The organism is Deinococcus radiotolerans (assembly GCF_014647435.1).
In the GTDB taxonomy this organism is placed as follows: Bacteria; Deinococcota; Deinococci; order Deinococcales; family Deinococcaceae; genus Deinococcus; species Deinococcus radiotolerans.
Map to the genome: position 1 here is coordinate 1 of NZ_BMPE01000037.1, position 10,741 is coordinate 10,741.

12 protein-coding genes and 1 pseudogene are annotated in these 10,741 nt (G+C 70.7%); 5 read left to right on the plus strand and 8 right to left on the minus strand.

Going from position 1 to position 10,741, the window contains the following annotated elements; translation table 11 throughout:
* Positions 1-194 (minus strand): annotated as a pseudogene (locus IEY63_RS21780) (hypothetical protein); the annotation flags it as partial.
* Between the two features lie 394 nt (positions 195-588).
* On the opposite strand from IEY63_RS21780, the gene IEY63_RS21785 reads away from it, so the two are divergent.
* Both IEY63_RS21785 and IEY63_RS21790 read left to right on the plus strand, forming a co-directional pair.
* The gene (locus IEY63_RS21785; RefSeq protein WP_189071093.1) at positions 589-1,746 is read left to right on the plus strand and encodes an ABC transporter permease; all 1,158 of its coding nucleotides are present in this window, start codon (positions 589-591) and stop codon (positions 1,744-1,746) included.
* Entirely contained in the window at positions 1,740-2,285 is a 546-nt protein-coding gene (locus IEY63_RS21790; protein ID WP_189071094.1) for a glycosyl-4,4'-diaponeurosporenoate acyltransferase CrtO family protein, read from the plus strand. Before IEY63_RS21785 ends, IEY63_RS21790 begins: the two co-directional genes overlap by 7 nt.
* A gap of 40 nt (positions 2,286-2,325) precedes the next feature.
* Here IEY63_RS21790 and IEY63_RS21795 read toward each other — a convergent pair whose 3' ends face one another.
* The 5 genes from IEY63_RS21795 to IEY63_RS21815 form a co-directional block, all read right to left on the minus strand.
* A complete protein-coding gene (locus tag IEY63_RS21795) occupies positions 2,326-3,834 on the minus strand; it encodes a phospholipase D-like domain-containing protein (protein ID WP_229784858.1) in 1,509 nt (502 codons plus the stop codon).
* Positions 3,835-4,044: 210 nt separating this feature from the next.
* Positions 4,045-5,313, minus strand: a complete 1,269-nt coding sequence (locus IEY63_RS21800; protein ID WP_229784859.1) for a glycosyltransferase — start codon at positions 5,311-5,313, stop codon at positions 4,045-4,047.
* Positions 5,298-6,467, minus strand: a complete 1,170-nt coding sequence (locus IEY63_RS21805) for an FAD-dependent oxidoreductase (RefSeq protein ID WP_189071095.1) — start codon at positions 6,465-6,467, stop codon at positions 5,298-5,300. Before IEY63_RS21805 ends, IEY63_RS21800 begins: the two co-directional genes overlap by 16 nt.
* Positions 6,460-7,113 carry a class I SAM-dependent methyltransferase gene (locus IEY63_RS21810; protein WP_229784860.1) on the minus strand — a complete coding sequence of 218 codons (654 nt, stop codon included), beginning with the start codon at positions 7,111-7,113 and terminating at the stop codon, positions 6,460-6,462. The genes IEY63_RS21805 and IEY63_RS21810 overlap by 8 nt, the downstream gene beginning before the upstream one ends.
* 44 nt (positions 7,114-7,157) lie before the next feature.
* Positions 7,158-8,306, minus strand: coding sequence for a type III polyketide synthase (locus IEY63_RS21815; RefSeq protein ID WP_189071097.1), 1,149 nt, complete (start codon positions 8,304-8,306; stop codon positions 7,158-7,160).
* Positions 8,307-8,696: 390 nt separating this feature from the next.
* Between IEY63_RS21815 and IEY63_RS21820 the strand changes: the two genes are divergently transcribed.
* Positions 8,697-8,888 carry an HD-GYP domain-containing protein gene (locus tag IEY63_RS21820; protein ID WP_373290950.1) on the plus strand — a complete coding sequence of 64 codons (192 nt, stop codon included), beginning with the start codon at positions 8,697-8,699 and terminating at the stop codon, positions 8,886-8,888.
* Between the two features lie 9 nt (positions 8,889-8,897).
* Here IEY63_RS21820 and IEY63_RS21825 read toward each other — a convergent pair whose 3' ends face one another.
* Complete coding sequence (locus IEY63_RS21825) at positions 8,898-9,179, minus strand: hypothetical protein (RefSeq protein ID WP_189071099.1); 282 nt, start codon at positions 9,177-9,179, stop codon at positions 8,898-8,900.
* A 153-nt stretch (positions 9,180-9,332) separates the two neighbouring features.
* Here IEY63_RS21825 and IEY63_RS21830 point away from each other — a divergent pair, with 153 nt between their 5' ends.
* Both IEY63_RS21830 and IEY63_RS21835 read left to right on the plus strand, forming a co-directional pair.
* Positions 9,333-9,788: a hypothetical protein gene (locus IEY63_RS21830; protein WP_189071100.1), complete on the plus strand. Its 456-nt coding sequence runs from the start codon at positions 9,333-9,335 to the stop codon at positions 9,786-9,788.
* Positions 9,789-9,995: 207 nt separating this feature from the next.
* Complete coding sequence (locus IEY63_RS21835; protein ID WP_189071101.1) at positions 9,996-10,286, plus strand: DUF1330 domain-containing protein; 291 nt, start codon at positions 9,996-9,998, stop codon at positions 10,284-10,286.
* A 252-nt stretch (positions 10,287-10,538) separates the two neighbouring features.
* On the opposite strand, the gene IEY63_RS22380 is transcribed toward IEY63_RS21835, so the two are convergent.
* Positions 10,539-10,741, minus strand: a 203-nt coding sequence (locus IEY63_RS22380; RefSeq protein WP_229784861.1) for a hypothetical protein, incomplete at its 5' end; no start/stop codon positions are given.

Consider the following 10,741-nt stretch of genomic DNA (forward strand, 5'->3'; position numbering starts at 1 on the left):
ATCCGGATGGCTTGCTCAGCCAAGGTGTGCGCAATGGTCAACAGCGCCTTCTCGAAGTCCATGGCAGCGGACATGGCCTCAACACTGTCCATGGCCATGTCACTGGCTATCCCTTCGAGGACCTCCATCACGTCCGGGCCTTCGAGCGGGAGAGCGGAGACGGACAACGCAGGGCTGACCTTCTGACGGGGCATAGGTCAAGTCTGCCACGACGCATCATCGTGCTTCCGTTCTGTCCTCAGGCTCTAAGTGTCGTGAACAGATCCCGCCCCAGTGCGTCATGGGTACGCGTGTTCTCCCGGATATGAGTACAGGACCGGATGCGTTGTAGTGCCCGAACGCGCACCTCTCGCCCCCACGAATGCCCGGTCCGCGGTCACAACAGCCCACCTATGGGCGGGCAACAACGTCATCAGACGGGCAGTCAGGAGAATGCGGGCTGCCGTGTTCAGTACCCCCTCAGCCTGCGGCCGGTCGGGACGCTGGACGCGGCGGCAGGGCGGCCTTGCGCATCAGGTGTCCCGCGTGGGTGAGCTGACCTGTCCTGCACGTTCGTTCCACAGGGCGGACGGAGGTAAGCTCAGGGGCATGAGACCCGCGGAGCGCTGGCATCTCGCCGCGCGGGGCCTCTCCAGGCGCCCCGTCCGGACGCTGCTGACCCTGCTGGGCGTCGTGATTTCGGTGACCAGCATGATCCTGTTCCTCTCGCTCGGGCAGGGCTTGAAAGGCCAGTTCCGGGAGGAACTGCGCAGCGCCGGTCCGGACGTGCAGGTGGCCCGGCCGGCGCCGCTGAGTCTCCTGCCCCTGCCGAATCTGCCCCGCAGCGTGGTGGCCGCGGTGACCGCCAACGCGGCGGAGCTGGGCGTGACCGGCGTCACGCCTGTGGTCGCGCAGATCAAGCAGGCGCTCGACCCCACGCAGAGCGCCGTGTATTACGGTCTGCCCGCCCGTGAGGGCCTGCAGGCGCTCTTCCCGCAGGTGCGGGTCGCCCGGGGGCGGCTGCTGCAGGCCTCGGACGAAGGGCAGGCGGTGGCCGTTCTGGGTGCGGTGGCGGCCCGGAATCAGCAGCTGGGCGTGGGGGACGAGTTCATGATCACCCGGCGGGCCCGGGTGCGGGTGATCGGGGTGCTCGAACCGCAGCAGACGCTGACGGATACGTTCACGTTCCTGCCCCTCACCGGCGCGCAGCGGGCCCTGGGGCTGGGGGACCAGCTGTCCTTCGTGGCGCTGCGGCTGCGGGACCCGGAGAGGGCGCCCGAGGTGGCGGCGCAGCTGCGCCGGATCACGCATCTGGACGTCCGGACGCGTGAGGACGTGCTGTGGTCTTTCAGTGCGCTGCTGGGCCGCGCGGACCTCCTGAGCTTGGTGCTGTCGCTCGTGTCGCTGGGCGTGGGCGCCCTGGGCGTCGCCAACACGATGCTGATGGCCGTTCACGAGCGGACCCGCGAGTTTGGCGTGCTGCGGGCCATGGGGGCCCGTCCCGGGTTCGTGGGCCAGCTGGTGATCGCCGAGGGCCTGCTGCTGGCCGTGGTGGGGTGGAGCGCCGGGGCGCTGCTGAGTATGCCGGGCGTGTGGGCGATCAACCACCTCACGCAGCGGGTTGCAGGACTGGACGGGGCGGCGTTCTCACCACAGCTGCTGGGCCTCTCACTGGGGCTGAGCCTGCTGCTGGGCCTTCTGTCCGGCCTCTGGCCCGCGTACCGGGCCGGGCGCACGAGCATCGCCGAGGCGCTCGGGCAGTGCTGAGGGCGCGCGCCCTGGGCGCCCTGCCCCTCCTGCTGACGGTGCTGGCCCTCGGCGCGTGGGTGCAGGGCCTGGGCGGACATGGCCTGCTGCTGGCGGTGGGCCTGCAGGTGCTGCTGATGTGGTGGGCGCTGTACGTGCTGTGGGCGTGGCCCCCGCCGCTGCGAGGAGCGTGGTTCCGCGTGAAGGCCTGGGAAGTGCCGCTGTACCGGCGCCTGGGCGTCTACCCGTACATGGCGCTGCTGCGCGCGCTGGGCTGGGAGCGGCTGCGGCGTCAGGCGCAGGGGTTTGACGGAACGCGCCTCACCCTGGGCCGCTACGAGCGCTTCACCCGCGAGGCTGAATTCAGTCACGCGCTGCTGGGGCTCGTAACCCTCGGGCTGGTGGGGGTCACGGCGCTGCGCGGCCAGGGCGATACGGCCGCCTGGTTGCTGCTGACGGGCGTCGTGTGCCACGGGTATCCCGTGATGCTTCAGCGCACCCTGCGGGTGAGGCTCGAGCGATTGATGCGGAGGTCCACGCCTCAGGCCGACCCCCGCTGACGAGCGGAGCGGCAGAGGCGGGGTCCAGGCCCGCCCCACCTCAGGGGAATGACCGTAGCCACCAGGGCAGCGTGACGGGCTGCGCCTGCCGCCACTCGTCCTCGAAGGTGGCCTGCACCGCCGTGATGGCCGCCGGGTCGCTGGTCGCCAGGTCGTACTCGGTCAGGCCGCCCGGTCCGAACGACGAGAAGTGCAGGTTCGTGCTGCCGACCACGGTCATGGCGCCGTCCACCACCGCCGCCTTGGTGTGCAGGCGGTGCGCGGACCAGCGGGCCTCCAGATACCCGTCCAGACCGAGGGGGCGCAGTTCGGCCTGCAGGCTGCCCAGCAGGGTCAGCGCCTCGGTCTGCAGGACCGGCGCGCGGTCCAGCACCAGCCGCACGTGCACGTGCCGCTCGCGGATGGCCGAGACGATCGCCTGCCAGACCGGGAGGCCGCGCGTGTCCAGGGGACAGCCGCCTGGGGCCGTGAGGCTCAGGTCGCAGGCCAGGTCGCCACTCACCTGCGACTGCAGCAGGTCGATGCGGGTCTGAGCCGCGCCGAACAGCGCGGTCAGCGCGGCGTCACCCGATCCGTACCCACTGCGGCGGTACAGCCCATACACCCGCGCCTCGCCCGCCGGTGCCGGCGGGCCCCACCAGATCAGTGGGTCGGGCGCCGCCTCGTCCACCAAGTGGCAATCCTGGCGCGCGGTCGCCGCCGCTGCCTCTGCCGTGCAGCGCAGCGCGCGGCTGCTGGACCAGGCGTCCCGGAAGGCCGCCGCAGCGTGCCGCGCGACCGGCCCCCGGACCGACAGCGCCACGTCATGCACGGCCGAGCCGCCCGGCACGGCCGCAGGCAGATGCAGGGCGCTGATGTTGAAGCCGCCGGTGATGACCTCCTGCCCGTCAATCACGATCAGTTTCATGTGACTGTGGGGAACGGCGTAGCGGTAGTTGGCGAGGTCCAGCCGCCAGCCCGCCTCGGGCGCGCCGGTGAGGGGCAGGCCAGCCGACAGCAGGTCCCGGGCGGCGTTGAAGGCGTTGGCGGTGGGATCCAGCGGCGCGTCGAAGCGGACGCTGTTGCCCAGCAGTACCCGCACGGTCAGGCCCTGCGGGTACCGTTCCGGATGCGCCTGCACCTGCCGGCGCAGCTCCGACAGGGTCTGCGCCAGGCGGAACCCGGGTGCGTCCGGGCCGCCGTCCCAGACCATGTTGGCGATGAGGACGTCCCGCTTTGCGGCCAGGATCTGCTGCCCGAGCGCCTCGTAGGGTGCAAACGGGTGCGTGTCGTCGCCGGGAAAATGCTGGAGACCTTCGAAGCGGTTACCGCAGCTCAGGGCGGCGCCGGCGCCCAGCAGCTGGTCGTACAACACCCGGTCCAGCGGCGCGTCCGGCCGGGGACACGCGGGCGCCGTGTCCAGCCCATCCAGGGCAGCGGCGTTGGGTGGCGGTAAGGCGCCCCGCAGGAGCGTCAGCTGGCCTACCCGCAACTCGCGGACGGTGTCCTGAGCCGAGGTTGAGCTCAGAAAGAGCAGGGCCGTGACGAGCAGCCGCGCCACCCACGTCACCGTTCCCCTCGGGCGGTCAGGCGGGCGCGTCCCCTTCCGTCCGGGTGCAGCCGCCCTGGGCTGTCCAGCAGGCGCCTCACGTGCGTGAACTCGCCGGGCACCTGCCGCGCAGGGACGGCCCGCTCAGGTTGACCCCGGGCGGAGGTACGGGGGAGCAGAGGGCCGCCGCCGGTCCGGGCCCACGCCGGCCATCCACGGTAGGGTGCGGCCTCAGGCACGCCCGGTCCCAGGCAGCAGTCGCTCGATCAGGTCCGCGGCCTCTCGGGGCGCGTCGTGGGCGCGCAGCTCAGCGCCCATCGCCGCCGCCCGGTTCCGGACACGGTCGTCCTGAAGGACGCGGCGTACGGCGCGGCGTACCTGCTCAGGCGTGGGCCGGGCCGTTTTCAGGTTGACCCCCACGCCAGCGTGAGCCACGCGGGCCGCCACCTCCACCTTGTCCTCACTGCCGCCGCCGACCACGCAGGGCACGCCGGACGTGAGGGCCTGCTGCACGCCGCCGTACCCGCCATTGGAGACGTACACCGACACGTGCGGCAGCACCTGGGAGAACGGGACGAAGGGCGTGACCCGCGCGTTGGGCGGCGGTGGGCCCGGCAGATCCTCCGGGCGCACGCCGGCAGCGATCACCAGCACGTCCTCACCCTCCAGCGCGTTCAGGGTGGGCAGGATCAGGTGCCGGGGGTCCGTGGCGAGTGTGCCCTGTGTCACCATCACCACGGGCCGGGTGGCCGCCTGCACCTCCGGCCACCACGCGGGGAGCGCCCGGCCGGGCGCCTCTGGAATCAGGGGCCCGATGAACTGCAGGTGCGGTGGCAGGTCACTGCGGGGGTACTCGAACGCGGGCACGGTGGGCTGCAGCATCAGGCTGGGCGCCACCGGCGGCGCGAAGGCCCGCCCGGGCAGGCCCAGCCGGCGGCACAGGGCGGAAAGGTCGCGTGAGACGGGCGCGAACAGCAGGCGCGTGCCCCAGGTGAGGATGCGGTTGCGTAGCGGGCCCAGCGCCGATCGGGCGGGCGGCACGCCCAGTCCGAACGGCGCGGTGTCGCGGCTCGGAATGCCCAGTGGCAGGACGCCCAGCAGCGCGCAGGGTGGACCACCGAGCTCCTCGTGCAGCAGGGCCGCCGCGACCGTCTGATCCGCCAGGACCACGTCATGCGGCCACGTGCGCGCCAGCTCCCGGAGATCCTGCAGTTGTCCTTCAATCTGCCCGACGAAGATGTGCTGGACATCGAACAGCAGCTGCCGCAGGCCGCGCCGCTCATCCCGGCCTGGAAAGGCGGCACCGAACGCGGCGTCATCGTAGTCGCGGGCGTGAACGAAGGGCTCCCAGGGTGCGCCCGCTGCCTCAGCGTGCGCGGCGTACTTGCGCCCGGTGTACCAGCGCACTGCGTGCCCGCGCGCGCGCAGTTCCCGCACGACCGGCGCCAGCGGCAGGACGTGCCCGGCAATGGGTTGGGAGGCGATCAGGATGCGGGCCACGGGGCCTCCTGGTGGCTCAGCCAGCCCATCGTGAACGCGCGGGCCAGCGCCGGCTGGATGGACGGCGCCAGCAGCGCGCGCAGCGCTCCGTCCCGCAGGTGCCCGCCGAGTCCTCTGGCGGGGCGGCCGAAGAGCATGTTGAACTCCGCCTGACGCGCGGCCAGCCGCGCGAGCTGCCGGCGCCGGCGCTCGTAGCGGCGCAGCGCCGGTTCCGCTGCGGCGCGGTCCACGGCCGCCTCAGGCAGCAGCGGCGCGAGCGCGGCGGCGTCCAGCCAGCCCAGCGTCATGCCCTGCCCGCCGATCGGACTGACCTCATGCGCCGCGTCCCCAATGAGAAGGACCCGGCCCGCGACTAGCCGCCGCGCCAGGTGCCGCCCGACCCCGAAGGCACTCAGCATGCTGCAGTCGCCGGCCGGCAGGGCGAAGCCCGTGCGCGCCCGCACGAGTGCCGCGAGGTCCGGCGCCTGCGCGCCGCGCCAGAGCGCCCCGGTGCGCGCCACCCAGCGGCGCCGCTGACCGGGCAGCGGAAAAGCTTCCACCACGCCGCCCGAGCCCAGAAAAATGGCCGCCGCGTCCCGGAAGGCGGTCGTGTCCGGAAAATCGCCCATCAGGTACGTGTCCGCGTACGCGCCGCCCGGGAAGTCGATGCCGCAGAGGTCACGCACGCGGCTGCGGGTGCCGTCCGCCCCCACGACCACGCGCGCCGTCCACTCCTGCACGCGGCCACCCGAGCGGGCCGTCACCTGCACGTGCGGGCCCACGTCACGCAGCGCCTGAACCTCCACGCCGCGACGTAGCGTGCCCGGGGCGAGCTGCGCCAGGCGGCGCTCAAGGAGCCCCTCGGTCTCCTGCTGCGGCAGCGAAAGGATGAAGGGATAGCGGGCCGACGCGCCCTGAAAACTCAGCTCACCCAGCAGGTGCCCGTCCCCCCGAACCTGCCCCCGGCGGATGGGCACGCCCCGCTCGAGGAACGCCGCCGTCAGGTCCAGCGCCTCGAAGGCCTGCAGGGCCGGCGGGTGGATGCCGATGGCGCGCGAATGCGTGCTGGGCGCCGTCCGCTGTTCCAGGACCGCGAAGTTCAGGCCCCGCTGCGCCAGCAGGCACCCGAGGTACAGGCCCACCGGGCCCCCCCCGACGACCAGCACGTCAAGCATGAACGCTCTGGTACGTCAGCAGGTGCCGGAAGGGAAAGAGCGGCTGCACCTGCCAGCCGGGGGGCGCCAGGGCCGCGAGTTCAGCGCGGGTAAAGCTGCGCCGGATGGACAGGGGACCGTCCTCGCGGATGAACGTGCCGGGGAACGCCAGGCTCAGCGGGGTAAAGAGCCGGTAGGCCAGGGCGCTGCGCGTGAGGTCACTGTGCAGCACTCGCCCCCGGCAGAGCTGCTCACAGTCCCGCAGCAGGGCCGTGAATTCCTCGCCCGTGAGGTGATGAAGCAGGTGGTTGGAAGTCACGAAATCGAACCGCTGACCCTCCCGCACGAGGTCGCCGCTCAGTGCAGCGCGGAAGGTCACGTCCGCCGAGGTGGGCTGCGCGGCGGCGTACGTGATGGCGCGCGCGTCCGCGTCGATGGCCGTCACCTGAAGCCGCAGCCCGTCCCGCCGCGCCCAGGCCGCGAGGTGGCGCGCCACGTCCCCACCACCGCAGCCGATATCCAGCAGCGTCATCGTCCGGCCCGGGATCAGCGCTGGACGCACCGCCGTGCGGTATACTCGCCGCCAGCCGGACACCAGGGCGTTGAGCAGCTCGAAGCGGGCGTAGGTTCGCCGCAGGGTGGACAGGTCGCAGTCCGGCTCATCCATGCGCTCACGCGCACTGACCTCCCGCCGCGAGAAATCCACGGCCATCAGGCCGGGTCCGCGTGGGCGCAGCCCATCACCTGGGTCAGCAGGCCCGACTCCACCGTCAGGCCGGGGCCGAACGCCACCGCGCACACCCGCTCGCCCGGGACAGCGTGGCGGCGCAGGTCCGCGAGAATGAACAGCACCGTCGCGCTGCTCATATTCCCGAACTGGCGCAGCACCTCCCGCGAGGGGCGCAGCTGCTCATCACTGAGGTTCAGGCTGCCCTGCACCTTATCCAGGATGCTGCGCCCTCCCGGATGCACCGCCCAGCGCTCGACGGCGCCGGGCACACCGGCCAGGGCCGCGTCGTGGGCCAGCAGTGGGGCCAGCGCGCCAGTGATGTGCGCCTCGATGATCTGCGGCACGTAGGTACTGAGGACCATGTCATAGCCCTGATCCCCGATCGTCCAGGCCATGTCCGCCTCACCCACACCCGGCGGCGTGAGCGTGGTCTCGAACTGATCGAGCCGCAGGGCGAGCGCCCCCGGCGCCGGTGGCCGGGCACTCACCACGGCCGCCGCGGCCCCATCCGCGAAGACCGAATTGGCGATCAATGTGTCCGGATCCCCGGCCGAGTGCATGTGAATGGTGCACAGCTCCGCGCAGACGACGAGGACCACCGCGTTCGGGTCGGCGTCGCAGAACGCCCGGGCCAACTTCAGGGCGGGAAAGGCGGCGTAGCAGCCCATGAAGCCCACGTGGACCCGCTGCGTGCGCGGCGAGAGGCCCAGCGCCCGCACCACCGCGTACTCCGGACCCGGCGCGAAAAACCCAGTGCAGGACGCCGTCACGACGTGGGTGATCTCCGCTGGCGAGACGTCCGGGCAGGCCGCCAGGGCCTGCCTGGCCGCCCGCACGAACAGCTCAGTGGCGTGCGCGGTGTAAAAGTCGTTGCGCGCCCCCGTCCCTGGTGTCAACATCCGGCCCGTGCCCGGGTCGTAGAACAGGCCGGGCGTGTCCTGCGCGCTGGCCTGAAAGTCCAGGACGGCGCTGTGCCGGGTGTCGATGCCCGAGGCGTTGAAGATGCTGGTGGTCAGGCGCTGCGCCCGCCGGTCCAGTTCAGGCTGCTGGCGGATGATGTCGCGGAGCAGACCCTGCGGGTACGCCGCGCCGGGCACCGCTGTCTCAACCGCCTGAAGGTAAACGGGCATAGGCCAGGGTAGTGGGGATTGAAGACGTGCATCTCGGGGCGGCTTGAGCTGATCTTTATTCGAGTGGACGAGGGCGGCCCCGACCGTGCGCTGGGCGCCTCAACTGTGAGGCGTCTGGAGAGTACGTGCGGCCGCGTGGAGCACGTGGGTGGCGCCCGCACGACACTCAGGCGCGGGAGAACCTCACGCCTGGGCCGACCCGTCGACCGGCTGGAATCGGCGTGGGACCAGTGTGCTTGCCGGCGCCCAAGGCGGGCACGCTGGCCCTAGGCCACTCAGACGTCCAGTGGTCCACAGCGCCCGAATGAGGTCCAGGCGCAGCAGCGCACCTTCTCGACGTCATGGTTGCCGCGGCACGCCTGACCGCTGTTCATCCGGGCAGGGCAGCAGATTCTAGTGGCGGCGCGCATCGTGGCCGTCGTGGATGTCTTTCACGCCCTCACTCAGGCGCGGCCGTACAAGGCGGCGTGGTCGCAGGACCGGGCCGTGCAGGAGATTCAGGCGCAGGCTGGGCGGCACTTCGACCCTGCCGTGGTGGCCGCGTTCCTGCGGGCGATTGAAGGCAGTTCCAGCCTCCACTGAGTGGGTGACTCAGCGGTACATGGCTGCCGGCGTCAGCTCGGTGTACGTCATCGGCAGGGAAGGCGTGGCGGGGTGACCGTCGGGGCAGATGACCTGCACCGCTTCCATTAAGGCGATCAGGAAGGCCCGCTGCGGCCAGCGGTGCTCCCCTTGCCCGACGCAGCGCCCCCCACAGTGGATCTCTACGATCTGGCGCATCTGGTCACCGACGCGCTGGGCGGAGGTGACCCGCGTGCAGCCCAGGTCCTGCAGGTAATCCCAGGCCCTGAGCATCACATCGTCCGTAGTCATGTCCACAGGGTAAGAAGGCCGCGACCGGCCTTCCCAGGGCTGAGCGTTCTTGAAGGCGTGACCTGACCGTCAGTCAGTCTTAAGCTGCAGAGGGAGACCGGTGGGGGTGTTGGTCAGTGAAGCAAAGTTGTCAGAGGCCCTATGACACGCTGCGTGCCGATGTTCCCCTACGACGCCGCGACTCGGGCCCTGGTCAATCTCCAGCGCAAGGACATTCAGCGGATGCGGCGGCAGCGGGCCGTCCTGAGCGAGCCCACCGCATTCAAACAACTCCATCCCAACCATCCAGACCAGATCGGTCGCCTGCTCATCGGGCAAGCCGAGCCGCAGCTGCACCTGAGTCTCACCGCCTTCCTGATGACCGCTCCTGAGGCGGGGTTGACCTTCTTTGCCCGCACCCTGCACGGGGTCGGTCGGGCGGCGATGGTGACGGTCACCCATGAGGTGCTGCAGCAGCAAGGGCGAGCCGGAGCCGAACCGGCCCTGACGTACCTGCTGAAGGTCGCCCAGTTGGGCTTACTCCCCGATATCGTGCCCGGCGAGCACACGCCCCTGATCGGGGTGTGGCGTGTGCAGAGCGTCGACCGTCAGATTCATGTTCCAGCTTGAGTGGCCGCCACACGCTGGCTCGGGTGGCGTTTCCGGCGGGGCAGAAGGCCAGACGGGTCCGGGACCGGCTGGCGTACCTGTCGCGCGGGGAACCGCTCGCGACGTGCAGCAGATGTGGGGCAGCCCAGACGTGCCCGTGGGCGTCCCGCACCTTTACTCAGCGCTGGATTAGCTGACCTGTGGAAACCAAGTCGGTAGACTGCACAGATGCCGGCTTATGTGATCGTCAACACGCGGGTGTTGGACCCTACGCGCATTCAACAGTACCGTCACCTGGCTGAGCAGTCTATCCAACAGTTTGGCGGCAGGTACCTGGCGCGCGGGGGTGCACTGAGCGTGCTGGAAGGGTCATACCAACCGGAGCGGATGGTGCTCGTGGAGTTTCCCACCCTGGACCGTGCACAGGCGTGGTACGCCTCTGAAGGGTATGCAGAGGCCAGGCGAGCCAGGGCGGGCATTGCCGAGTTCGAGATGATCCTCGTCGAGGGCCTGCCGTAGCCCCTCAGTCTGAAACGCACCGCGCGGGCCGCGCGGCCGCGGCCTGACCCGGTCGGATGGCGTTAGCGGCTGAGCCGCAGTCTGCCGGAGACGCCGTTCGATCTGTTCAAGGTGACCCTGCTCAACCGGGCCGATCACTGGGGCGTCGTGATCTCGCCAGTGTCCCTCCAGCGGTTCCTTGAGGTGGGCATCGGCCCGGATGGGGAGGGGACGTCTTGGCGCATCTGGGCTGTCGACTGGAGCTGGTGCCGGTCACGGCCATCCTGGATCAGTCACCTGGACCTTGAGGCGTCCGGCGAACACGGTGAGGCGCTGCCCATCGCAGACAGAGCGCAGGACCTGTTTCACCAGATGTCCGCTGATGTCATGGGGAGGATGAAGCCGGCTGGATGAGCTCAAGAAGACAGGCGACCAAAATGGGTCGCCTGTGATGTTGAAGAGGATACCGCGGTATG